We start from the raw sequence: 23014 nt of genomic DNA on the forward strand, positions 1-23014 counted from the left end.
CCACCTGGTTCAGGCCGTCGGACTCAGCTGCCGTACGTCCCGCTCGGGCCGGATCGCGGTCAGGGCGACCAGCCCGCAGACCAGCATCACGGCGGCGGACAGCAGGAACGCATGCGTGTATCCGGCGCTCTGTGAGGGCGCCGAGTCCAGCAGGTGTCCGGTCAGATACGGCGCGATCAGTCCGGGCAGGGTGCCGGTCGCGGCGACGATGCCGAACACTGCTCCGCGCTGCGCGGGCGGCACCACGGCGGCCGTCGTCATGTAATGCAGCGGGAAGGCGATGGCGTGCGCGCCGAACGCCACCGCGAGCAGTGCCAGGAGCCACGCCCGGGTGCCGGTGAAGGGGAAGGTCGCCATGGCCAGCCCGGCGACGGTGACCGCGATTCCCTGCGGCGCACCGCTCGACCAGCGGCTCGACACCCCGCGGCGCTTCAGCGCGTCCACTAGCGGGGATATCGCCAGCAGCAGCACGAAACTGAACGCTGAGACACCGCTGATGAGCGTCGCCGCCGCGCCGGGTGACATGCCGAGCTGTGTGCGCAGGTAGGCGGGCAGCCACGCCTGGCCAAGCGCCAGGGCCCAGGAGGCGCCGAAGGCCCCCGCGATGCTCCCCAGCACCGTGCCGTTCAGCAGCAGAGCGCGGTACGGCAGCCGGGTTGCCGGTCCGGAGCCGGAGGCTGCGCCGTGCGCGGGCTCATGGCCGTACGGCCCGTCGTGCCCCGTCCGCCACCACAGCAGGCTCCACGCCACGCTCGTCGCGGCGAGCGCGGCGAAGGCCGAGCGCCAGCCGAACACACTGATCAGCCAGGTCACGACCGGCGCGGCGATCAGTGTGCCCAGCGCGGCGCCACTGATCTGCAACGCCGACGGCAGGCCTCGCCGGTCCTCCGGGAACCACTTGTACAACGCGTGCATGGACATCGACGCCGCCGGCCCCTCGGCCGCACCCAGCAGCACCCGCCCGGCCACGAGCGTCGGCACGGACGCGACGAAGAGCACGGGCAGCTGCGCCACCGCCCACACGCCGGCCATGACGAACAGCAGCACCCGGCAGGAGACCCGCGCGGAGACGAACCCGACGACCAGCCCGGAGACGCTGAACAGAAGGGCGAACGAACTCGATATCAGGCCGTAAGTGGTGTTGCTGATGTGCAGCTCGTTCATGATCGGCACGGCCGCGAGGCCCAGGACGGACTTGTCCGCGTAGTTGACCAGCATGAACGTCACGATCAGCGCGGCGACCCCCCAGGCCCGTCGACGGCTGGTCCGTGGATCCGGTGGCGCGGCGGCATGCAGGCGGGGGGCAGGTCGGGGCTGCGGCGTGACCATCGGGGACTCCTGCGGCTCTGGAGTATTGAAAAGGAAGTATGTTGCCGTACAAGCTGTCTGGTAACGGTCGATTGATTTGGCAACCTAGGTGCCGGACAGCCGCGAGGTCAACGCCTCGACGAGCATCACGCTCGGAAACCTGATCAGAAACAGGAGTGACCCATGCCCGAGACGGCCCCGCTGAGTGACCTGCCGTGGACCCGCGGCTACACGGATCCGGCCTGGATCCGCCGCCTCACGTCCCAGGGCCGCGAACTCTCACCCAGCCGACGGGTCTGGCGGGGCGACGCGCCCGCACGTCCCCTGCCAGGCGGTGAAGCCGACCTCGACGCCCTCGACCTCGTCTCCGACAACGCCGGCGCACTCAAGCTCGCCGACCTGTTCGCCGCGGCCCAGACGGACGCGTTCCTGGTGATGCACCGCGGCCGGGTCGTCTACGAGCGCTACCTGCACGGTGCCGACGCGCACACTCCCCACTTCAACGCCTCTGCGGCCAAGTCCTACCTCGGCCTCGCTGCGGCGACGCTCGCGCACCAGGGGCTGCTGGACCGTAACGCCCCTGCCTCGGCCTACGTCCCGGAACTGGCCGGAACGGCCTTCGGGGACGCCCGGGTGCAGGACCTGCTGCACATGGGCACCCGGGTGAGCTATGCGGGCCGCCCCTTCGACAAGGCGATCGAGGCCCAGCGGTACCACGCGGTGATCGCCTCTCAGCTGCGGCCGTTCGGCTACAGCGGTCCCACGACCATTCGCGAACATCTCCTGACCGCCCGCGCCACCGGAGCCCCGGGAGAGGAATTCCGCTACGAGAACGGCAATGTGGAGACGCTGGCCGAAGTCCTCCGCCGGATCACCGGCCTGACCACATCAGCCCTGCTCAGCGACCTACTGTGGGGCAAAATCGGCGCGGAGGAGGACGCCTATTACATCCTGGACGGCGACGGTGTCGAAGCCGCCAGCGGAGGCTTCAGCGCGACAGCACGCGATGTGTCCCGACTCGGCGAGATGCTGCGCTGCGGCGGGGCGGTGGGGGACCGGCAGGTGGTCCCGGCGGAAGTGGCCGACACGATCGCCGGCGGCGTACCCGACGGCTACCCCCGACGGGTCCGCTTCCCGGCCGCGCCTCCCGGCTCACCGGCCACGCTCTCCTACCACGACCTGTGGTGGATCCTGAACGACCCCTACGGCTCCTACATGGCCAGCGGCATCCACGGCCAGCGGCTCTTCGTCTCGCCGGGCCTGGATCTCGTCATCGTCCACTTCGGCTCGCAGGTCATGTCGCCCGCGGTGCCGCCGGTCCCGCTCGTGCAGGCGTTCGTGCGGATCGGCGTCCACCTCAACGCGTGAAGCGAGCGCCGGAAACGGCGGAGTCCGTGACCGGGTGACGGCCACGGACTCCGGTCGGCCCGGGGCCGGCCGCTCGGTCAGTGCGGGTCCTGCGGGAAGGCCCCGCCGACTGTCACGGCCGGACCTGGACCATGCCCGTCGGTGTCTTCCTTCTGCCGGTCTGCCGCCAGCCGTTCGCCCTCGATGTCGAGGTCGGGCAGCACCCGGTCCAGCCACTTCGGCAGCCACCAGCCCGCCCGGCCGACGAGGGCGAGGACCGCCGGGACCAGGGTCATACGGACCAGGAAGGCGTCGATGAAGACGCCGACGGCGAGGGCGAAGGCGATCGGCTTGAGCATGGTGCTGCCGCCGGGGAAGAAGCTCGCGAACACCGCGAACATGATGAGGGCGGCTGCGGTGACCACGCGGCAGGCGTGGCGTGAGCCGGCCAGGACGGCCTCTCGCGGCGCGGCGCCATGGACGTGTGCCTCGCGCATGCGGCTGACCATGAACACCTCGTAGTCCATGGCGAGTCCGAACAGCACCGCCATCACCAGGATGGGCAGGATGCTGACCACAGGACCGGTCTCGGCGACGCCGAGCGCGCTCGCGAGCCACCCCCACTGGAACACGGCCACCACCGCGCCGAAGGTGGCGGCCACCGACAGCAGGAAGCCCAGGCTGGCCTTCACCGGGACGATCACCGAGCGGAAGACGAGCAGCAACAGCAGCAGTGACAGGCCCACGACGACGAGTGCGAAGGGGATCAGGGAGCTCGCCAGCCGGTCGGAGACGTCGATGTTCACGGCGGTCGTACCGGTCACCGAGACCTCGGCCTGTGTCTGCTGCTGCCAGGTGGGTGCCTCGTCGCGGATGTGCTGGACGAGGTCCTTCGTCTTCTGGTCCGAGGGTCCGGTCTTCGGTACCACCTGGATGACGGCCGCGTCCCCGTGGTCGATGACCTGGGGCTTGCCGACCGCTGCGACGCCGTCGGCGGCCTTCAGGTCCTTGACCAGCGTGGCTGTGGCCGCTTGCGGGTTCGTGGCGTGGGAGGTGTCGGCGTGGACGAGCAGCGGCCCGTTGAAGCCGGGCCCGAACTTGTCGGAGATGGTGTCGTACGCCTGCCGCTGGCTGGTGCTCGTGGGGGCGGATCCGTTGTCGGGCAGGGCCAGTTGAAGATCCCTGGCCGGGACCGCGACGGCGAGCAGGCCGAAGAGGACGGCCAGCAGGGTGAGCAGCGGCCGGCGGATGGCGACCCTTCCCCAGCGTTCGCCCATCGGCCGGCGCCCGCCGTGGCCGCCACCGTGCGCCGCCTGCTCGCGGCGGGCGGCGCGCGAGCCGGGCCTGGGCCGCAGCCGTTCACCGGCGAAGCCCATCAGGGCCGGAAGGAGCGTGGTGGAGACGCCCACAGCGATGAGGACGGCACCGGCGCCGCCCACACCCATCACGGTCAGGAACGGGATGCGGACGACGGCCAGACCGCACAGCGCGATGATCACCGTCAGGCCGGCGAAGACGACCGCGCTGCCCGCGGTGGCGGTGGCCCGGGCGGCGGACTCCTCGGTGTCCATGCCGGTGGCGAGCTGGAAGCGGTGGCGGGAGAGGATGAACAGGGCGTAGTCGATGCCGACCGCGAGGCCCAGCATCGAGGCCAGGGACGGGGCGGTGCTGGAGATGGTCAGCACGCCGGTGAGGGCCGAGAGGCCGAGCAAGGTGACGGCGACGCTCGTGATCGCCGTCAGCAGTGGCATGCCGGCCGCGAACAGCGAGCCGAAAGTGATCGTGAGGACGACGAGGGCGACCGCCACGCCCAGCAGTTCCTTGGTGTGGCCCGTGCTCTTGCTGCCGCCGTACGCGGATCCGCCGACCTCGACCGTGATCCCGGCGTCCTTCGCGGGCTGGGTGGTCTGCTCCAGCGAGGTGAGGCTGTCGTCGTGCAGGCCGGCCCGGCTGACCTGGTAGCGGACCTGGCCGAGGGCGGAGGTGCGGTCGGGCGATATGACCTTGGTCTGCACGGGGTCGGTGACGCCGACGACCTGTGGAGCCTTGTCGGCCTTCGCCATGGTGGCGCTGACGGCCTTGGCGTACTGCGGCTCGGTGATCTTGTGGCCTTCGGGGGCGACGAAAACGATCTGGGCGCTGGTCCCGGCCGCCGAGGGAAGCTCCTTCTTGAGGGTGTCCATCGCGGTCTGGGCCGGTGAACCCGGGACGGTGAATTCGTCGTCGGTCGTGCCGCCGAAGGTGATCACGCACGTGACCACCGCGCTCAGTACCAGCAGCCAGGCGGTCAGCACCGCCCGGCGATGCCGGAAGGCACCGCGGCCGAGCCGGTAGAGGAGGGAAGCCATGGAAAAGGTGCTCCTTGAGGGGGATGTGCAGGGTTGAGCGGCACGTCCGGGGAAGAACCAGCGTGCGGGGCCGGGCGGTGCGGGGTCAGGCGTGGAAGGCGGCAGGGCCGCCGCTCAGGGCAACGGCGCGGGCGACCTTGGCCGTGATCTTCTTCGTCAGGGCGTCAAGGAGGGGATTGCCGGCGAACGTGGGCCGACCGGTCGTGACGTGGATCGTCCGGCCGTCCAGGACAGGCGTGACGGGGATGGCCGGGGCACCGGAATGGCCGCGATGCACGACGAGCCGTCCGTTCGCGGGATCGGGCACCACCACGCTGTTCGGGTGACTCGCGCCGGTGCCGGCCATGGATGCGGAGTTGATGTCGACGGTCACGGCGGACGAATCGACCACGCCTCCCTTCCCGCTCCGGCGCACCTGACGGAGGTGTGCCTCGATGCCGAGGCCGGTCATGTTCCGGGCGGGCACCCCGTGCGCCGTCAGCTCGACATCCGGGAGGCTGCCGCGCGCCGGTTGACACGGCGCGGGCGTGCCGCCAAGCCCGACCGCCGGTCTCGTGCCGAGGCGCTTCCCGGCCAGGGTCGGTGATCCGGTCCCGGACCACTGCCTCTTCCGTACGACTGTCGTGCGGCGACGCAAGCGCAGCCGGGGACCAGTCCACCAGAAAGTGTCATGACTGACACGATACACATACTGTCATGGCTGACATTTTTCGTGAGTGCGGCTGCCGAGCCCCGATGGCGGGCATGCCAGGATGAATGCGTGGAGGAGCAGGACGTGCAGGAGATGGGCAGGCGGGACCGGAAAAAGGCCGCCACACGCGGGAGCTTGCTGCGTGCAGCCACCCGAATGTTCGCGGAGCGCGGCTACCAGGAGACGACGGTCAAGGACATCGCCGCGGCGGCCGGTGTGACCGAACGCACCTTCTTCCGCTACTTCCCCTCGAAGGAGGACCTGGTCTTCGCCGAGGTCCTCGACTTCGTACCGCTGCTCGCGAAGAAGATCGCCGGCCGCCCGTCGAGTGAGCCGCCTTACACCGCCGTCCTCAATGGCTTGCTTGCTGCCGCCCAGGACCTTGACGGTGGCCTCGGCATCCTCTTCGTCGGCGCGCCGCCCCGCGCCCTGTCCACCGGCGCACGGCGCACCAGCGTGCTCGCCGACTTCGAGGACGGCATCGCCGAAGCACTCGCCGACCGTCTCGCGCGCCGGTCACCGGACGAACCGGCCCGCACCCGCGCCCTGCACGCCTCCGTCCTGGCCCGTGCCTCGGTCGCCGCCGTACGGGGCGCCCTGATCGCCTTCACCACCCGCGACGGCGTGCCGACCGGGCCACCGCCCTCGGTCGAGGACTTCGCACAACTGCTGCACGCGGCGTTCGCCGTTCTGCCCAGCGGCGGAGTGTGACGGGCCGTCCTGCTCTGCTGCCTCCACGTCCAGGCCGAGCCGGCCACCTCCGCCGACCCGTTCCCCACCGGCCGCGCATCCGCATCCCGCAGACCGGGTTGACACCGGCGGGCCGCCTGGCGCCTCAGCGTCGCGCGGCTTCCCGCTTGGTCCCCGCTGTGGGCGGCGGTGCCGGCCGAGCTGTACCGGTGAAGCCGTAGTGGACCCAGAGCTGCTAGATCACCGGCACTTGTTCGGCGCGCTCTGGCCGCATCGGCGCGACGCCGAGGTCCGTCGCGGTGCTCATGCCGCTGCCGGGACGCCGAGTTCGGCAAGCAGGCCGCGCACGCGCTGCTCGATCTGGTCCCGGATGGGGCGCACGGCGTCGGCACTCTGGCCCGCCGGGTCGTCCAGCTGCCAGTCCAGGTACCGCTTGCCGGGGAAGACCGGGCAAGTGTCGCCGCAGCCCATGGTGATCACCACGTCCGAGGACTGCACGGCCTCGGTGGTGAGGATCTTCGGCGTTTCGGCGGAGATGTCGATGCCGACCTCCTTCATCGCCTCCACCACCGCCGGATTGACGGCGTCGGCAGGGGCGGAGCCCGCCGAGCGGACCTCGACCCGGTCACCGGCAAGGCGGGTGAGGAAGGCGGCGCCCATCTGGGAGCGGCCGGCGTTGTGGACGCAGACGAACAGCACCGACGCACGCGGGGCGGGAGCGCTCATGGCAGGAGTCTTTCTTCGAGAGCGGTAGCGGGTCAGGAGGATGCGAGTTCGGGTTCACCGTGCGGCACGAGGACCTCCTCTGCGGCAGCGGCAGGGCGGCCGTAGACCGTCGCGACGGCCCCCAGTCCGAGCACGGCTCCGAGTACCTGGGCCGTGATGAAGGGCACGAGCGACGTGGGTGCGATGCCGGCGAAGGTGTCGGTGAAGGCGCGGCCGATGGTCACCGCCGGGTTCGCGAACGACGTGGAGGAGGTGAACCAGTAGGCGGCCCCGATGTAGGAGGCCACCGCCGCCGGGGCGAGCGAGGCGCGGCCGATCCGGTCGAGACCGAAGATCAGCAGGGTCAGCCCGGCCGTGGCGACGACCTCGCCCAGCCACAGGTGGCCGGCGGTCCGGTCGTGGGTGGAGAACTTCGTCAGAGGCCTCGCGAACATCGCGTCGGCAAGGACCGCCCCGCCGATCGCCCCTGCGATCTGGGTGGGCACGTACGCGGCGACGTCCGCCAGGGTGAGGCCACCTGGGGTGCGGCGGCCGGTGAACCAGGCGGCGAGGGTCACGGCGGGGTTGAAGTGCGCCCCGGAAACGGGCCCGAGCAGGAGGATGAGCACCCGCGAGGGAGTTGGCGAGCAGTCGCACGCCGACATCGTGCGAGAGCTCGGTGGCCTGGATGCCGGAGCCGACGACGACCGCGACCAGCAGTCCGGTGCCGACGGCTTCGGCGGCGACGCGGCGGCCAAGGGAGGCGGTCATGCGGTGGCCGGCGCGGTCTGCGGCGTGGTCAGGAACGCGGCCAGCTGGTCCAGGACGCCTGGCAGTACCCAGTAGTACACCCACGTCCCGCGGCGCTCGCAGTCGATGAGCCCGGCCTGGCGGAGCAGCTTGAGGTGGTGGGAGATCGTCGGCTGGGACAGCTCGAAGGCGGGCGTCATCTCGCACACGCACACCTCGCCGCCCTCCCGCGAGGCGATCATCGACAGCAGCCGCAGCCGGACCGGGTCCCCGAGGGCCTTGAACACCTTCGCCAGCTGAGCCGCCCGCTCATCGTCCAGCGGCGCGGACGCGAGCCCGGCGCAGCAGCCGTCGGCGTCCTGGCCGATCACCTCAAGTACTTGCTTCGACATCCCTCTATGTTGACGTTTTTCGATGCAGCGCGCAATGTTGCATCAACGAACGTCAATACAAGCCGTTCCTGGGGCACCGCCATGCCCCGTCACCCAGGAGTGAAGTCATGAGCGAGCAGTCCAGCGACCTGCGCGAAACCGTTCGCGAGCGGTATGCCGCCGCAGCCGTGAAGGTCACCGAGGGCGGCACCGTCTGTTGCGGGCCGCAGCCCATCGAGGTTGACGACCGCTTCGGCGCCACCCTCTACGGCGCCGACGAGCGCGAGGCGCTGCCCGCCGAGGCCGTCGCCGCCTCGCTCGGCTGCGGCAACCCCACCGCCGTCGCGGAACTCCGCGAGGGTGAGCGTGTGCTGGACCTCGGCTCCGGCGGCGGCATCGACGTCCTGCTCTCCGCCCGGCGGGTCGGCCCGAAGGGCACGGTGTACGGCCTGGACATGACCGAGGAGATGCTCGCCCTGGCCCTGAGCAACGCAGCGAAGGCCGGCGCGACGAACGTCGAGTTCCTCAAGGGCGCCATCGAGGCCATCCCGCTCCCGGCGGACAGCATCGACGTCGTCATCTCCAATTGCGTGATCAACCTGTCCGTGGACAAGCCCGCCGTCTTCGCGGAGACCTTCCGCGTCCTGAGGCCCGGCGGCCGCCTCGGCGTCTCCGACGTCGTCGCCGACGACGCGCTCACCCCCGAGCAGCGGGCCGAGCGCGGCGACTACGTCGGCTGCATCGCAGGCGCATTGTCCTTCACGGAGTACCGCCAGAGTCTGGAAGCAGCCGGATTCACCGACGTCGCCATCACCCCGACCCACCAGGTGGCCGACGGCATGCACTCCGCCATCGTCCGGGCCACCAAGCCCGAGGCCTCCGACCCGGCCTTGGGAACGAGGAGTTCGAATGGCGCATGCTGCGGCGTCAACGCCTGCTGCACTCCGTCCGAGACCTCAGCCGACCCCGCACTGGCCGTCACCGAGGCCAAGGCGGCATCGGGCTGCGGCTGTCACGGCTGACCGTCTACCAGCCGGCGGTTCGCCGTGCCCTCAGTGGACTTCGCGTCGGGCCCGGTCCATGGCCTCGGCAGCAGCGTCCGCAGCCAGTTGCCCGATCCCATGCGGCGGCTCTCGCTCGTCGAGGACGAACAGCCGGCCCCCAGTCGGGTGCGTGGTCGTCTTCCAACCCAGACGACGCTCAGCCTCGCGAGCCACACGCCGGACGTCTTGAGCCCACCCGTCTCGGCGAGATCGCAGCCGCTCGACGTGGTGGGGATCGGTCCGGACACGGCGGTCACGTTGCTGATCACGGTGGGGGAACAACCCGGAACGGCTGGACAGCGAGGCGTCGTTCGCCGCGCTGTGCGGTGTCAGCCCTGTCGAGCGTTCTTCGGGACGCCGGCAGTTCCGTCGTCTCAACCGCGGCGGCGACCGGCAGGCCAACGCCGCGCGCCATCGCATCGTGTTCACCCGTCTGCGGGTCGACCCGCGCACCCAGGACTGTGACGAGCGCCGGATCAAGGAGGGCGAGACCCGGCGTGAAGTCGTTCCACCTGGTCGGACCTGTGCAGTCGCAACCCCCGTCATAGGGGCAGTCGTGAGACGTGAGAGGGTCTGGGGCGTGAGTGAGACACCCCCGAACACCCTGCAATACCGCTTCGACGGGCCAGAAGACGCTCCGGTCCTGATCCTGGGTCCCTCACTGGGTACCACATGGCACATGTGGGACCGCCAGGTGCCGGAGCTGGCCAAGCAGTGGCGGGTCTTCCGGTTCGATCTGCCCGGGCACGGCGGCGCCCCGGCGCACCCGGCCGGATCGGTCGCCGAGCTGAGCGCCCGGCTGCTGGCGACGCTGGACGCGCTCGGCGTACAGCGGTTCGGCTACGCGGGCTGCGCGCTGGGCGGCGCGATCGGCATCGAGCTGGCCCTGCGCCACCCCGCGCGGCTCGCCTCCCTCGCCGTCGTAGCGGCCTCGCCCCGGTTCGGCACCGCCGACGAGTTCCGCCAGCGCGGGGTGGTCGTGCGCACCAACGGGCTCGACCCGATCGCCCGGACCGCGCCCGACCGCTGGTTCACCGGCGGGTTCGCCGCCGCGCAGCCCGCGATCACCGAGTGGGCCGTGCAGATGGTCCGCACCACCGACCCCGGCTGCTACATCGCCGCCTGCGAGGCCCTGGCCGCCTTCGACGTACGGCCCGAGCTGGGCCGGGTCGGGGTGCCGACGCTGGTGCTGGTCGGCTCCGACGACCAGGTCACCGGCCCGGCCGAGGCCCGCACCCTGGTCGCCGGCATCCCGGACGCCCGGCTCGCGGTCGTCCCCGGCGCCTCCCACCTGGTGCCGGTCGAGCAGCCCGCCGCCGTCACCGACCTGCTCGTCCACCACTTCTCCACCGCCTGGCAGCAGCCCTACGACACCGGCCAGACCGCCCTGCCCGGCATGCCGGCCGCCCCGGTCCCGGCCGCCGCGCCGCAGCCCGCACCGGTCGCCGAGATCGCCCCGGCCGCCGTACCGGAGCGGCCCGACGGGCAGCCGGACCGGTACCGGACCGGGCTGAAGGTCCGCCGCGAGGTGCTGGGCGACGCCCACGTGGACCAGGCGCTGGCGCAGGCCGGCGAGTTCTCCGGGGACTTCCAGGAGTTCGTCACCCGCTACGCCTGGGGCGAGATCTGGGACCGGCCCGGCCTGGACCGCCGTACCCGCAGCTGCGTCACGCTCACCGCGCTGGTCGCGGGCGGCCACCTGGAGGAGCTGGCCTTCCACACCCGGGCGGCCCTGCGCAACGGGCTCACCCCGGACGAGATCAAGGAAGTGCTGCTCCAGACGGCCGTCTACTGCGGGGTACCGGCCGCGAACAGCGCGTTCCGGGTGGCCCAGCAGGTGATCCGGGAGGAGACCACGCCCGCCGAGTAGCGCCCCGGGCGGCCGCAGACGGCAGGATGGGGAGACATGAAGCTCACGAAGAAGTCCCACGCCTGCGTCCGCCTGGAGAAAGAGGGGCAGACCCTCGTCATCGACCCGGGCGGGTTCTCCGAGGAGGACGCCGCCCTCGGCGCGGACGCGATCCTGGTCACGCACGAGCACCCGGACCACTTCGACGAGTTCCGGCTGCGGGCCGCCATGGAGAACAATCCGGCCGCCCGCATCTGGACGCTGAAGTCGGTCGCCGACCAGGTCGAGGCGGCCTTCCCGGGCCGGGTGCACACCGTCGGCCACGGCGACGCCTTCACCGCCGCCGGCTTCGACGTCCAGGTCCACGGCGAACTGCACGCGGTGATCCACCCGGACATCCCGCGCATCACCAACGTCGGCTATCTGATCGACGGCGGGAAGGTCTTCCACCCCGGCGACGCCCTCACCGTGCCCGGCGAGCCGGTCGAGACGCTGCTGCTGCCGGTGATGGCCCCCTGGAACAAGATCTCGGAAGTGATCGACTACGTCCGCGAGGTCGGCCCGCGGCGCGCGTACGACGTCCACGACGCCCTGCTCACCGACCTCGCCCTGCCGCTCTACGAGGGCCACCTCGGCCGCCTCGGCGGCACGGAGCACCAGCGGCTGCACCCCGGGGCGTGGACCGAGGTCTGAGCGCGCGGACCGGCGTTGTCGGACCCGCCGGGTAGGTTGGGAAGCATGCGCATCGCTACCTGGAACGTGAACTCGATCACCGCCCGCCTTCCCCGGCTGCTGGCCTGGCTGGAGAGCAGCGGCACCGACGTGCTCTGCCTCCAGGAGGCCAAGATCGCCGAGGAGCAGTTCCCGTTCGCCCAGCTCCGCGAGCTGGGCTACGAGGCCGCGGTCCACGCGACCGGCCGGTGGAACGGCGTGGCGGTGCTCTCCCGCGTCGGCATCGAGGACGTGGTCAAGGGCCTGCCCGGCGACCCGGGCTTCGACGGCGTGACCGAGCCGCGCGCCCTCGCGGCGACCTGCGGCCCGGTCCGCGTCTGGTCGGTGTACGTGCCGAACGGCCGCGAGGTCGGCCACCCGCACTACGCGTACAAGCTCCAGTGGTTCGAAGCGCTCAGGGCGGCCGTGCACGGCGACGCGCAGGGCAGCCGCCCGTTCGCGGTGCTGGGCGACTACAACGTGGCGCCGACGGACGACGACGTCTTCGACCCGGCCGTCTTCGAGGGCTCCACCCATGTCACCCCGGCCGAGCGCGCCGCGCTGGCCGCCCTGCGCGAGGCGGGCCTGAACGACGTCGTGCCGCGCCCGCTGAAGTACGACCACCCCTTCACCTACTGGGACTACCGCCAGCTCAGCTTCCCGAAGAACCGCGGCATGCGCATCGACCTGGTGTACGGCAACCAGCCGTTCGCCGACGCCGTCAAGGACGCCTACGTCGACCGCGAGGAGCGCAAGGGCAAGGGCGCCTCCGACCACGCGCCGGTGGTGGTCGACCTGGACGTGTGATGCCACGCTGGGTCCATGAACCTTCCGTTCCTGGGCCCCCGGCACGCGAAGAAGGCCGGAGCGGCGCTCCGCGCCGACCCCGAGGCGGTCGCCGCGCTGCTGTCCGAGTGCGAGCTGCTGCGCTCGCAGGCGGCCCGGGCGGGCGTCCTCCTCGACGACACCCCGGCCTCCCTGGAGGCCCTGGACCAGATGGTCCCGCGCTGGCGGGACGACCCGGAGACCCTGCCCTGGCTGGGCCACGACGCCGGGCTGTACCTGGGCACGGTCGTCGTGCGTACCGTGCCCGGCGCCGCCTGGCGGATCCGGCCCGACGGCGAGCCCGTCGTACGCCTCGCCTCCGGCCGTGCGGTGGAGGTGGTGCCGGCCGGGGAGGAGTGGGCGGTGAGCGGGGTCCCCGAGCTGTCCCAGCTGTACGCGGAGATCGCCGAGACCTGACGCCCTGGCCGGCGCCGGTCGCCGCGCGCCGGTTCCCCTTCGCCGCGCGGGCCACCGTGCCGCGCGACGAGGGCGCCGCGTCCGGGCGTCAACACCGGGTCCCCGGTGATCCGTTCGCCGTCGGCGCACCGCCGCGGCGCGCCGACGGCAGCACCGGTGCCCCTCGAACGCGGCCGGGGCGGGGCCGCGTTCGCGCCCGGCACGCGGGAGCCCCCTGTGAGGAGTTCCTCCATGCGGGGAACCCATCGCCTCCAACCTCGACTACGATTTGCCGTTCATCCCTGTGGTGATGGTGATGTCGCCGATCCGCATCGGATGTGCGTGCTGCTCTTCCGGTTCGCCGACCGGGTGTCCCGGCGGGAGCGGCGCGGCCCCAGGACCGAGGGGGCGGTCGTCGCCGCTCCCGGGTCCGGGGGCGCTGCCGCCAGGGGGGCGGCAGTTCAACGGGCCAGGCTCGTCCGGCGGCAGCCGGAGATCACTGCTCGCCGAGCGGGACGGACACGTACGACGGGTCGTCCGGGGGCGAGGAGAAGGTCAGCTGCGCGCCGGACGGGTTGTGCTCGGCGTAGAGCGGGTCGACCGTGTCGGCCACCAGCGCGAGGCGGTGCCCGGCGGGGACGTCGCAGGCCGTGGAGTACAGGTCCACGTCGACGGCGAACGGCTCGCCGGGCGTCCGCCCGTGCCAGGTCCACGGTGCGTGCGTGACGGGCTTGCCGATGCCGGGCGGGCCCGTATCGCGGTGAGCGCGAGCTCGCGCCGGGTCGCGGAAAAGACTGTCGGCGCGTCACTCGACGGTGCTGGGAGCGGGCTCCGGCAGCGGTGCCCGCGCCGCCCGCGTCACGTCCGCCACCAGCTCCACCACGTCCGGGCCGTACGCCTGGGAGTTGACCACCTTCAGCAGCAACACGAAGGAACCGCCGCCGTACTTGCGGGCCAGCCGCTCGTGGTGGCGGGCGAGGTAGCGGGTCGCCGCCTGGTTGGTGATCGCCCGCTGGCCGCAGAAGAGGAACACCGGGCGGGTGTCCGGGCCGCCGTCCGCGGTGAGCCGGGCGAGCAGCACGTACTCGCTGCGCCCGCCGTCCATGCGGTACTCCTCACCGCCGATCCGGATGGCGCCGACGTCCGGGCCCGTCGCGGCCTCCGCGTTCATCCGCACGCCGGGCAGCAGTGAGGAGAGGTGGGCCTCCATCCGGCGGTTCGACGCGGGACCGCCGAGGCAGAACTCCGTGCGCTCGCCGAACCCCTGCTGGGCGGCGTCGTGCGCGACCACCCGCGCGTGGGCGTTGCAGTCCTTGATGAGGGCGGACAGTTCCAGCAGGGCGAACACGTCGTGCCGCATCACCGACAGCTCCGGCCCGCCCGCGTTGCGGTTGACCACCAGCAGCGACTCGGCGTGGTCGGGCAGCCCGAAGAAGGCCTGCTTGCGGCGCAGCCGGCGCTTCCACAGGTACGTCCGGGCGACCCAGCCCAGCGCGGCCGAGACGCCCGCGGCTATGACTCCGAGGACGATGTTGCGCACGTCGTCGTTCATGGCCGCGCATGGTAGCGGGCCCGGGCGACGGCCACGGTGCGGCAGGCGTACTGTCGGTAGTACCGGGCATCCGGTTACGCTGCGCGGACTTGTCCCGACGGGAGGTACGGATGGGTCGTCCAGGCACGCGGAAACTGGCGGTTCTGGCGGTCTCGGCCGCCGTGGTGTCGGTGGGGGCGGCGGCGCCGCCCGCCGCCACGGCGTACAGAACGCCGGCGAAGGTCCCGGTGGCCGTCGGCTACGGCGGCGCCGTGGCCAGCGTCGACGCCGACGCCTCCGCCGCCGGCATCGAAGTGCTCAAGCACGGCGGCAACGCGGTCGACGCGGCCGTCGCCACCGCCGCCGCGCTCGGCGTCACCGAGCCCTACTCGGCCGGCATCGGCGGAGGCGGCTACTTCGTCTACTACGACGCCAAGTCCCGCACGGTGCACACCGTCGACGGGCGCGAGACCGCGCCGCTGAGCGCCGACGCCGACCTGTTCACGGAGAACGGCAAGCCGCTCGCCTTCGCCGACGCCGTCAGCAGCGGCCTGAGCGTCGGCACCCCGGGCACGCCCGCCACCTGGCAGCAGGCGCTGGAGAAGTGGGGCAGCAAGCGGCTCGGCACCCTGCTGAAGCCCGCCGAGCGCATCGCCCGCGACGGCTTCACGGTGGACGACACCTTCCGGTCGCAGACCGCGTCCAACGAGACCCGGTTCCGCTACTTCCCGGACACCGCCAAGCTGTTCCTGCCGAACGGACAGCTGCCCGTCGTCGGTTCCACGTTCAAGAACCCCGAACTCGCCCGGACCTACGAGCAGCTGGGCCGGCAGGGCATCGGCGCCGTCTACCGCGGTGACATCGGCGACGACATCGTCAAGACGGTGGAACACCCGCCCGTGGACCCCGCCTCCGGCTGGAACGCCCGCCCCGGCAAGCTGGCCGAGAAGGACTTCGCCGTCTACCGCGCCAAGCTCCAGGCGCCCACCAGGACGTCGTACCGCGGCCTGAACGTGTACTCCATCGCGCCCTCGTCCTCCGGCGGCACCACCGTCGGCGAGGCGCTGAACATCCTGGAGAACACCGACCTGTCGAAGGCGAGCGAGGTGCAGTACCTGCACCACTTCATCGAGGCCAGCCGCATCGCCTTCGCGGACCGCGGGCGCTGGGTCGGCGACCCCGCCTTCGAGGACGTGCCGACGAAGGAGCTGCTGTCCCAGCGGTACGCCGACTCACGCGCCTGCCTGATCAAGGACGACGCGGTCCTCGGCAGCCCGCTCGCGCCCGGCGACCCCCGGCACCCGGCGACCTGCGGCCAGGGCGGCACGGCGGCCCCCACGACCTACGAGGGGGAGAACACCACCCACCTCACCGTGGCCGACAAGTGGGGCAACGTCGTCGCCTACACGCTCACCATCGAGCAGACCGGCGGCAGCGGCATCACCGTCCCGGGCCGGGGCTTCCTGCTCAACAACGAGCTGACCGACTTCTCCTTCGCCCCGGCCAACCCGGCCGTGCACGACCCGAACCTGCCGGGCCCGGGCAAGCGGCCGCGCTCCTCCATCTCCCCGACGATCGTCCTGGACCGGCACAACAGGCCGGTCGTGGCGCTCGGTTCACCCGGCGGCGCGACCATCATCACGACCGTGCTGCAGACGCTCACCGGATTCCTGGACCGGAAGCTGCCCCTGGTGGACGCGATCGCCGCACCGCGCGCCAGCCAGCGCAACGCCGCCCGGACCGAGCTGGAACCCGGGCTGTACGACAGCGGCCTGCGCAAGCGGCTGGAGGCCATCGGGCACTCCTTCAGCCTCAACCCGGAGATCGGGGCGGCCACGGGCGTGCAGCGGCTGCCGGACGGCAGGTGGCTGGCCGCGGCCGAGAAGGTACGGCGCGGCGGCGGCTCGGCGATGGTGGTCCGCCCGGAGCGCTGAAGCGGGCACCGGCCAGGCCGGCCGGGGCCGTGACGCGTCGGTGGCCCCGGCCGTCGGATCAGAGTTCGGGCGCGGGCGGCTGGGCGGCTTCCGTGCGGAAGTCCAGCCGCCCGTCCCGCGCGTCCACGGTCACCCGGCTGCCCTCGGAGATCGTGCCGTCAAGCAGCAGCCGCGACAGCTGGTTGTCCACCTCCCGCTGGATGGTGCGGCGCAGCGGCCGGGCGCCGTACTCGGGCTGGTAGCCGCGCTCGACGAGCCAGTCGACGGCCGCGCTCGTGAACTCCACCGAGACGCCCTGCCCGTCCAGCAGCCGCCGGGTCGTCTCCAGCAGCAGATCGGTGATCTGCCGCAGCTGCTCGCTCGTCAGCTGCCGGAAGACCACGATCTCGTCGATCCGGTTCAGGAACTCCGGCCGGAAGTGCTCGCGCAGCGGCCGCAGGATCTGCTCGCGCCGCGCCTCCTCGTCGGCCTCCGCGCCGCCCGGCCCGAACCCGATCCCGGCACCGCGTCGGGTGATCGCCTCCGAGCCCAGGTTGCTGGTCATCACGATGACCGTGTTGGTGAAGTCCACGGTCCGGCCCTGCGAGTCGGTGAGCCGGCCGTCGTCGAGCACCTGGAGCAGGATGTTGAAGACGTCCGGGTGCGCCTTCTCGACCTCGTCCAGCAGCAGCAGCGAGTACGGGTGCCGGCGCACCACCTCGGTGAGCTGGCCGGCCTCCTCGTGGCCGACGTACCCGGGCGGGGCGCCCACCAGCCGGGAGACGGTGTGCCGCTCCTGGTACTCGCTCATGTCCAGCCGGACCATCCGGTCCTCGCTGCCGAACAGCGCCTCCGCCAGCGCCCGTGCCAGCTCGGTCTTGCCGACGCCGGTCGGGCCGAGGAAGAGGAAGCTGCCGATGGGCCGGTTCGGGCTCGCCAGGCCGGCGCGGGAGCGCAGCACCGCCTCGGACACCACGGCCACCGCCTCCTCCTGGCCCACCACCCGCTGGTGCAGGTGCTGCTCCAGGCCGAGCAGCCGTTCCTTCTCCTCCTGGGTCAGCCGGCTGACCGGGATGCCGGTCTGCCGGGACACCACCTCGGCGATGGCCTCCGCCGTCACCTCCAGGTCCTGGCCCTCGTCGGCCTTGTCGCCGCCGGTCACCTGGGCGATGCGCTGCTTCAGCTCGCCGATCCGGTCGCGCAGCTGCTTCGCCTGCTCGTAGTCCTCGTCCGCGACCGCCTGGTCCTTGTCCCGGACCAGCTGCTCGACCTCGCGCTCCAGCGCGCGCACGTCCGTGCCCTTCGTCCGGGCACCGAGCCGGACCCGCGCGCCCGCCTGGTCGATCAGGTCGATCGCCTTGTCCGGCAGCCGCCGGTCGGTGAGGTACCGGTCCGACAGCTCGACGGCGGCGACCAGCGCCTCGTCGGAGTAGCGGACCTGGTGGTGGGCCTCGTACCGGTCCCGCAGTCCGCGCAGGATCTCGATCGTGTCCCCGGCCGTCGGCTCGGGCACCAGGACCGGCTGGAACCGGCGGGCCAGCGCCGCGTCCTTCTCGATCCGGCGGAACTCCTCCAGCGTGGTCGCGCCCACGATGTGCAGCTCGCCCCGGGCCAGCGCGGGCTTGAGGATGTTCCCGGCGTCCAGTGTGCCGCCCTCCCCGCCGGAGCCCGCGCCCACGACGGTGTGCAGCTCGTCGATGAACACGATCAGCCGGTCGGAGTGGGCGCGGATCTCCTCCACGATGTTGGTGAGGCGCTCCTCGAAGTCGCCACGGTAGCGGGTGCCGGCCACCACCCCGGTGAGGTCCAGGGCCACCACCCGGCGCCCCGCCAGGACGTCGGGGACCTCGCCGTCCGCGATGCGCTGGGCCAGGCCCTCCACGATCGCCGTCTTGCCGACGCCCGCGTCACCGATGAGCACCGGGTTGTTCTTGCCGCGCCGCGACAGCACCTCGATGGTCTGCTCGATCTCCGTCTCCCGGCCGATCACCGGGTCGATCCGGCCCTGCCGGGCCATGTCGGTCAGATCACGGCCGTACTTGTCCAGGGTCGGCGTGCCGGTGGGCCGCTGGCGCTGCCGCTCCGGGCGGGGCGGCGCCCCCTCCGCGGCCTCGGGCGGCATGCCGCCCGCCGAGAACCGGGCCGCGTGCAGGATGTGCCCGGCCGCCGAGTCCGGGTTCGCCGCCAGCGCGCTCAGCACGTGCTCCGGGCCGATGTACCCGGCGCCGCTGGCCCGCGCCATGTCGTGGGCGTCCAGCAGGGCGCGCTTGACCGCCGGGGTCAGCGACAGCGAGGTCGGCGGCGGCGCCTCGCCGGGCGGGTGCTGGACGGGGCCCGCCCGGTCGTCGATCTCCGTGGCGAGCGAGTCCGGGTCCGCGCCCGCCCGGCTCAGCAGGCTCCGGGTGGGCTCCGTCGACACGGCCGCGCGCAGCAGGTGCTGGGTGTCCAGATCCCGGCTGCCGTGCTCGGCCGCGTACTGGGCGGCCCCTCTGACCAGCTCCCGGGCCGGCTGGCTGAGCAGGCGGCCGATGTCGATGTGGCGGGGCCCGGGGGCTCCGCCCGAGCCGCCGAAGAAGCGGGCCAGGAATTCACCGAAGGGGTCAGGAGGGTAGCCGTTGGTCATCGCGTGGGTTCCTTCGCTGACGACATGCGGAGCGGCCGGGTAACCCGGAGGCGGGTTGCTCATGCCCACGATGACACGATCCGTGGGGGCGGGCATGTTCGCCCAGTGGGGTGCGGGACCGGTCCGGCACGGCGTCCGCGGGCGTGCCGTGGCGGCTCGACCCCGGGGGGCGGCCGCGTCCGTGGCACGCCCCGCGCCGCTCAGGGAACCTCGCGGGCCGTCAGGACCCGGGGGCCGTCCTCCGTGATCGCGACCGTGTGCTCGCAGTGGGCCGCGCGGGAGCCGTCGGAGGTGCGCAGGGTCCAGCCGTCGGCCGCCGGGTAGTAGGCGTCGCTGCCGCTCGCGACCACCATGGGTTCGATGGCGAGGACCATGCCCGGGCGCAGCGGGAGGCCGCGGCCGGGGCGGCCCTCGTTCGGGACGTCGGGCTCCTCGTGCATGCGGCGGCCGATGCCGTGGCCGCCGAAGCCGTCCGGGATGCCGTAACCGGCCGTACGGCAGACCCGGCCGACGGCGTGCGCGATGTCGCCGACGCGGTTGCCGGCCACCGCCGCCTCGATGCCCGCGGCCAGCGCCCGCTCGGCGGTCTCGATCAGCCGGAGGTCGGCGGGGCGCGGGCGGCCCACCGTGAAGCTGATCGCCGAGTCGCCGGCCCAGCCGTCCAGCAGCGCGCCGCAGTCGACGGAGAGCAGGTCGCCGTCGCGGAGCCGGTACCGGGTGGGGATGCCGTGGACGATCGCGTCGTTCACCGAGGCGCAGATCACCGCGGGGAAGGGGGTCGGGGCGAAAGAGGGGCGGTACCCGAGGAACGGCGAGGTCGCGCCCGCCTCGCGCAGTACCTCCCGGGCCACCTCGTCCAGCTCCAGCAGGGAGACGCCCACGCGCGCGGCCTCCCGTACGGCCGTCAGGGCGCGGCCGACGACCCGGCCCGCCGCGTGCATCGCGTCGATCGACGCGTCCGTCTTCAGTTCCACCATGGCAATTACTATACCGGTATTTGAATGGGCGCCAGACGCGGGGTGGTATTAGAATGGGCCGCATGGTGCGCACCCCCCTCACCCCCGAAGAGCGTGAACGCGGCGAGCGGCTCGGGCAGTTGCTCCGGGCGGCGCGTGGCGAGCGCAGCATGGTCGACGTCGCCGCCGAGGCGGGCGTCTCGGCCGAGACGCTGCGCAAGATCGAGACGGGGCGGGCGCCGACGCCGGCGTTCTTCACCGTGGCCGCGCTGGCGCGCGTGCTGGGCCTGTCGATGGACGACCTGGTCGCCCGGTGCGCCCTGGTGGCCGCCTGAAGGGACCCGTACGGCTCAAGCCGCCGCTCGACCGTCCCGTCCCCGCGCCGGCAGCCGGCGTCGACCCGCCGGTCGTCCCGCACCGCCTCGGCGATCACGGGCTCGCGGAACCAGGCCGGAGCGTATGGGTGGAAGCGCTGCGCGGCGGTGTCCGGCGCGTCCCGCGGCGAGGGGAGCGGCGCCGCCGGCACCTTCGGCCGGGCCGCCGAGGCCGCGTCCGGTACGCGCCGGCCAGCCGGTACCCGCCGGCCCGGCCCCGGTCGGCGTACACCGGGCGCGAGGCGGTCGAGGTGCCGCGACGAGCGGTCCGCGCGCTGCCGGAGAAACCTCGGCGTCCCGGCCGGCGGCTCACCCACAGGGGTGCCAATCGAGATCGACTCAGCGGGTTGACGGCGATGGTCTTGGCAAGGGCCGCGCGGAGGCTTACTTTCGTCCCTCTACGGCCTGCTCTACGGGCGTAGAGGCTCTGACGTCGTGTCGAAGGAGCAGCTCATGACCAACGTCGTCCGCGCCGCTCTGGTCCAGGCCACCTGGACCGGCGACACCGAGTCCATGGTCGCGAAGCACGAGGAACACGCCCGCGAGGCGGCCCGCCGGGGCGCGCGGATCATCGGGTTCCAGGAGGTCTTCAACGCCCCCTACTTCTGCCAGGTCCAGGAACCGGAGCACTACCGCTGGGCCGAGCCCGTGCCCGACGGGCCGACGGTGCGCCGGATGCGGGAACTGGCGCGCGAGACCGGCATGGTCGTCGTCGTGCCGGTCTTCGAGGTCGAGCGGTCCGGCTTCTACTACAACACCGCCGCCGTGATCGACGCCGACGGCACCTACCTCGGCAAGTACCGCAAGCACCACATCCCGCAGGTCAAGGGCTTCTGGGAGAAGTACTACTTCAAGCCCGGCAACCTCGGCTGGCCCGTCTTCGACACCGCCGTCGGCAAGGTCGGCGTCTACATCTGCTACGACCGCCACTTCCCGGAGGGCTGGCGGCAACTCGGCCTCAACGGCGCCCAGCTGGTCTACAACCCGTCCGCCACGCACCGGGGCCTGTCCGCCCACCTGTGGCAGCTGGAGCAGCCCGCGGCGGCCGTCGCCAACGAGTACTACGTGGCCGCCATCAACCGGGTCGGGCAGGAGGAGTACGGCGACAACGACTTCTACGGGACGTCGTACTTCGTCGATCCGCGGGGACGGTTCGTGGGGGAGGTCGCGAGCGACAAGAGCGAGGAACTCCTCGTGCGGGACCTGGACTTCGACCTCATCGAGGAAGTGCGGCGGCAGTGGGCCTTCTACCGCGACCGCCGCCCCGACGCCTACGAAGGGCTGGTGCAGCCGTGACCGACCTCTACTCCCGCCACCGCAGGGTCCTGCCCGACTGGCTCGCCCTCTACTACGACGACCCGATCGAGCTCAGCCACGGCGAGGGACGTCACGTCTGGGACACCGCCGGCCGGCGGTACCTGGACTTCTTCGGCGGCATCCTGACCACGCTGACCGCGCACGCCCTGCCCGAGGTGACCAAGGCGGTCAGCGAGCAGGCCGGCCGGATCATCCACTCCTCGACCCTCTACCTCAACCGTCCGATGGTCGAACTCGCCGAGCGGATCGCCCAGGTGAGCGGCATCCCGGACGCCCGGGTGTTCTTCACGACCTCCGGCACCGAGGCCAACGACACCGCCCTGCTGCTCGCCACCACCTACCGGCGCAGCAACACCGTCCTCGCCATGCGGAACAGCTACCACGGCCGGTCCTTCAGCGCGATCGGCGTCACCGGCAACCGCGGCTGGTCCCCGACCTCCCTCTCCCCGCTCCAGACCCTCTACGTCCACGGCGGCGTGCGGACCCGGGGGCCGTTCGCCCACCTCGACGACCGCGCCTTCATCGACGCCTGTGTCGCCGACCTGAAGGACGTCCTCGGCCACACCCGGCCGCCGGCCGCGCTGATCGCCGAACCCGTCCAGGGCGTCGGCGGGTTCACCTCCCCGCCGGACACCCTCTACGCCGCCTTCCGGGAGGTGCTGAAGGAGCGCGGCGTCCTGTGGATCGCCGACGAGGTGCAGACCGGCTGGGGCCGCACCGGCGACCACTTCTGGGGCTGGCAGGCGCACGCCCGCAGCGGCCCGCCGGACATCGTCACCTTCGCCAAGGGCATCGGCAACGGCATGTCCATCGGCGGGGTCATCGCCCGCTCCGAGATCATGAACTGCCTGGACGCCAACAGCATCTCCACCTTCGGCGGCACCCAGATCACCATGGCCGCCGGCCTCGCCAACCTCACCTACCTCCTCGAACACGACCTCCAGGGCAACGCCCGGCGCGTCGGCGGCCTGCTCCTGGAGCGGCTGCGGGCGGTCGGCGCGCAACTGCCCGGGGTGCGGGAGGTGCGCGGACGCGGGCTGATGATCGGCGTCGAGCTGGTCAGACCGGGCACGGACGAGGCCGACCCGCAGGCCGTCGCGGCGGTGCTGGAGGCGGCCCGGGAGGGCGGGCTGCTCCTCGGCAAGGGCGGCGGGCACGACACCAGCGCCCTGCGGATCAGCCCGCCGCTGTCGCTGACGGTCGCCGAGGCCGAGGAGGGCGCGGCGATCCTGGAAGAGGCGCTGAGGAGCACGTACTAGAGAACGG

General features: G+C 72.3%; 19 protein-coding genes and 5 pseudogenes. 13 read left to right on the forward strand and 11 right to left on the reverse strand.

Annotated elements, in window-relative coordinates:
* Positions 1 to 9: 9 nt before the first annotated feature.
* Entirely contained in the window at positions 10 to 1218 is a 1209-nt protein-coding gene (locus ACZ5DC_RS02935; RefSeq protein ID WP_468648761.1) for an MFS transporter, read from the reverse strand.
* Between the two features lie 273 nt (positions 1219 to 1491).
* Between ACZ5DC_RS02935 and ACZ5DC_RS02940 the strand changes: the two genes are divergently transcribed.
* Positions 1492 to 2676 (forward strand): serine hydrolase domain-containing protein, encoded by a 1185-nt coding sequence (locus ACZ5DC_RS02940; protein ID WP_468648763.1) that lies wholly within the window; start codon positions 1492 to 1494, stop codon positions 2674 to 2676.
* 77 nt (positions 2677 to 2753) lie between these two features.
* Here the strand turns inward: ACZ5DC_RS02940 and ACZ5DC_RS02945 are convergent, their stop codons facing one another.
* Both ACZ5DC_RS02945 and ACZ5DC_RS02950 read right to left on the reverse strand, forming a co-directional pair.
* Positions 2754 to 5003 carry an MMPL family transporter gene (locus tag ACZ5DC_RS02945; RefSeq protein WP_468648765.1) on the reverse strand — a complete coding sequence of 750 codons (2250 nt, stop codon included), beginning with the start codon at positions 5001 to 5003 and terminating at the stop codon, positions 2754 to 2756.
* Between the two features lie 85 nt (positions 5004 to 5088).
* Positions 5089 to 5691, reverse strand: coding sequence for an LmeA family phospholipid-binding protein (locus ACZ5DC_RS02950; protein WP_468648767.1), 603 nt, complete (start codon positions 5689 to 5691; stop codon positions 5089 to 5091).
* A 138-nt stretch (positions 5692 to 5829) separates the two neighbouring features.
* Between ACZ5DC_RS02950 and ACZ5DC_RS02955 the strand changes: the two genes are divergently transcribed.
* Entirely contained in the window at positions 5830 to 6405 is a 576-nt protein-coding gene (locus ACZ5DC_RS02955) for a TetR/AcrR family transcriptional regulator (RefSeq protein ID WP_468648769.1), read from the forward strand.
* Between the two features lie 282 nt (positions 6406 to 6687).
* Here the strand turns inward: ACZ5DC_RS02955 and ACZ5DC_RS02960 are convergent, their stop codons facing one another.
* The 3 genes and pseudogenes from ACZ5DC_RS02960 to ACZ5DC_RS02970 all read right to left on the reverse strand — a co-directional run bounded on the left by ACZ5DC_RS02960 (position 6688) and on the right by ACZ5DC_RS02970 (position 8231).
* Positions 6688 to 7110 (reverse strand): arsenate reductase ArsC, encoded by a 423-nt coding sequence (locus tag ACZ5DC_RS02960; RefSeq protein ID WP_468648771.1) that lies wholly within the window; start codon positions 7108 to 7110, stop codon positions 6688 to 6690.
* A gap of 32 nt (positions 7111 to 7142) precedes the next feature.
* Positions 7143 to 7860 (reverse strand): annotated as a pseudogene (locus ACZ5DC_RS02965) (aquaporin).
* Entirely contained in the window at positions 7857 to 8231 is a 375-nt protein-coding gene (locus ACZ5DC_RS02970; protein WP_468648773.1) for an ArsR/SmtB family transcription factor, read from the reverse strand. Before ACZ5DC_RS02970 ends, ACZ5DC_RS02965 begins: the two are co-directional and overlap by 4 nt.
* A gap of 107 nt (positions 8232 to 8338) precedes the next feature.
* On the opposite strand from ACZ5DC_RS02970, the gene arsM reads away from it, so the two are divergent.
* From arsM to ACZ5DC_RS03005, 7 genes and pseudogenes are all read left to right on the forward strand, one after another.
* Positions 8339 to 9232 (forward strand): arsenite methyltransferase, encoded by an 894-nt coding sequence (gene arsM, locus ACZ5DC_RS02975; RefSeq protein WP_468648775.1) that lies wholly within the window; start codon positions 8339 to 8341, stop codon positions 9230 to 9232.
* Positions 9233 to 9572: 340 nt separating this feature from the next.
* A pseudogene (locus tag ACZ5DC_RS02980) lies at positions 9573 to 9650 on the forward strand (hypothetical protein); the annotation flags it as partial.
* Positions 9651 to 9833: 183 nt separating this feature from the next.
* Positions 9834 to 11123, forward strand: a complete 1290-nt coding sequence (gene pcaDC / locus ACZ5DC_RS02985; RefSeq protein ID WP_366752579.1) for a bifunctional 3-oxoadipate enol-lactonase/4-carboxymuconolactone decarboxylase PcaDC — start codon at positions 9834 to 9836, stop codon at positions 11121 to 11123.
* Between the two features lie 36 nt (positions 11124 to 11159).
* Entirely contained in the window at positions 11160 to 11795 is a 636-nt protein-coding gene (locus tag ACZ5DC_RS02990) for an MBL fold metallo-hydrolase (protein WP_468648778.1), read from the forward strand.
* Between the two features lie 45 nt (positions 11796 to 11840).
* Entirely contained in the window at positions 11841 to 12620 is a 780-nt protein-coding gene (locus ACZ5DC_RS02995) for an exodeoxyribonuclease III (protein ID WP_468648780.1), read from the forward strand.
* 15 nt (positions 12621 to 12635) lie between these two features.
* The gene (locus ACZ5DC_RS03000; protein ID WP_366752576.1) at positions 12636 to 13055 is read left to right on the forward strand and encodes a DUF6278 family protein; all 420 of its coding nucleotides are present in this window, start codon (positions 12636 to 12638) and stop codon (positions 13053 to 13055) included.
* Between the two features lie 218 nt (positions 13056 to 13273).
* Positions 13274 to 13491, forward strand: a pseudogene (locus ACZ5DC_RS03005) (amino acid ABC transporter permease); the annotation flags it as partial.
* A 39-nt stretch (positions 13492 to 13530) separates the two neighbouring features.
* Here the strand turns inward: ACZ5DC_RS03005 and ACZ5DC_RS03010 are convergent.
* Together ACZ5DC_RS03010 and ACZ5DC_RS03015 are read right to left on the reverse strand one after the other, a co-directional pair.
* Positions 13531 to 13791: pseudogene (locus ACZ5DC_RS03010) on the reverse strand (CocE/NonD family hydrolase C-terminal non-catalytic domain-containing protein); the annotation flags it as partial.
* A 48-nt stretch (positions 13792 to 13839) separates the two neighbouring features.
* Positions 13840 to 14586, reverse strand: coding sequence for a hypothetical protein (locus tag ACZ5DC_RS03015; RefSeq protein ID WP_468648783.1), 747 nt, complete (start codon positions 14584 to 14586; stop codon positions 13840 to 13842).
* Positions 14587 to 14696: 110 nt separating this feature from the next.
* On the opposite strand from ACZ5DC_RS03015, the gene ggt reads away from it, so the two are divergent.
* Positions 14697 to 16499 (forward strand): gamma-glutamyltransferase, encoded by a 1803-nt coding sequence (ggt, locus tag ACZ5DC_RS03020; protein ID WP_468648785.1) that lies wholly within the window; start codon positions 14697 to 14699, stop codon positions 16497 to 16499.
* A 58-nt stretch (positions 16500 to 16557) separates the two neighbouring features.
* Here the strand turns inward: ggt and ACZ5DC_RS03025 are convergent, their stop codons facing one another.
* Together ACZ5DC_RS03025 and map are read right to left on the reverse strand one after the other, a co-directional pair.
* Positions 16558 to 19101, reverse strand: a complete 2544-nt coding sequence (locus tag ACZ5DC_RS03025; protein WP_468649908.1) for an ATP-dependent Clp protease ATP-binding subunit — start codon at positions 19099 to 19101, stop codon at positions 16558 to 16560.
* A 200-nt stretch (positions 19102 to 19301) separates the two neighbouring features.
* Positions 19302 to 20078, reverse strand: a complete 777-nt coding sequence (gene map / locus ACZ5DC_RS03030; protein WP_468648787.1) for a type I methionyl aminopeptidase — start codon at positions 20076 to 20078, stop codon at positions 19302 to 19304.
* 62 nt (positions 20079 to 20140) lie between these two features.
* Here map and ACZ5DC_RS03035 point away from each other — a divergent pair, with 62 nt between their 5' ends.
* Positions 20141 to 20392 carry a helix-turn-helix domain-containing protein gene (locus ACZ5DC_RS03035; RefSeq protein ID WP_366752572.1) on the forward strand — a complete coding sequence of 84 codons (252 nt, stop codon included), beginning with the start codon at positions 20141 to 20143 and terminating at the stop codon, positions 20390 to 20392.
* A gap of 5 nt (positions 20393 to 20397) precedes the next feature.
* On the opposite strand, the pseudogene ACZ5DC_RS03040 reads toward ACZ5DC_RS03035, so the two are convergent.
* Positions 20398 to 20708, reverse strand: a pseudogene (locus ACZ5DC_RS03040) (transcriptional regulator); the annotation flags it as partial.
* A 176-nt stretch (positions 20709 to 20884) separates the two neighbouring features.
* Between ACZ5DC_RS03040 and ACZ5DC_RS03045 the strand changes: the two are divergent.
* Positions 20885 to 21727: a nitrilase-related carbon-nitrogen hydrolase gene (locus ACZ5DC_RS03045; protein ID WP_366752571.1), complete on the forward strand. Its 843-nt coding sequence runs from the start codon at positions 20885 to 20887 to the stop codon at positions 21725 to 21727.
* Complete coding sequence (locus ACZ5DC_RS03050; RefSeq protein WP_366752570.1) at positions 21724 to 23007, forward strand: aspartate aminotransferase family protein; 1284 nt, start codon at positions 21724 to 21726, stop codon at positions 23005 to 23007. Before ACZ5DC_RS03045 ends, ACZ5DC_RS03050 begins: the two co-directional genes overlap by 4 nt.
* The last annotated feature ends 7 nt before the right edge of the window (positions 23008 to 23014 follow it).

It is taken from the genome of Streptomyces sp. NPDC031445 (genome assembly GCF_055581365.1).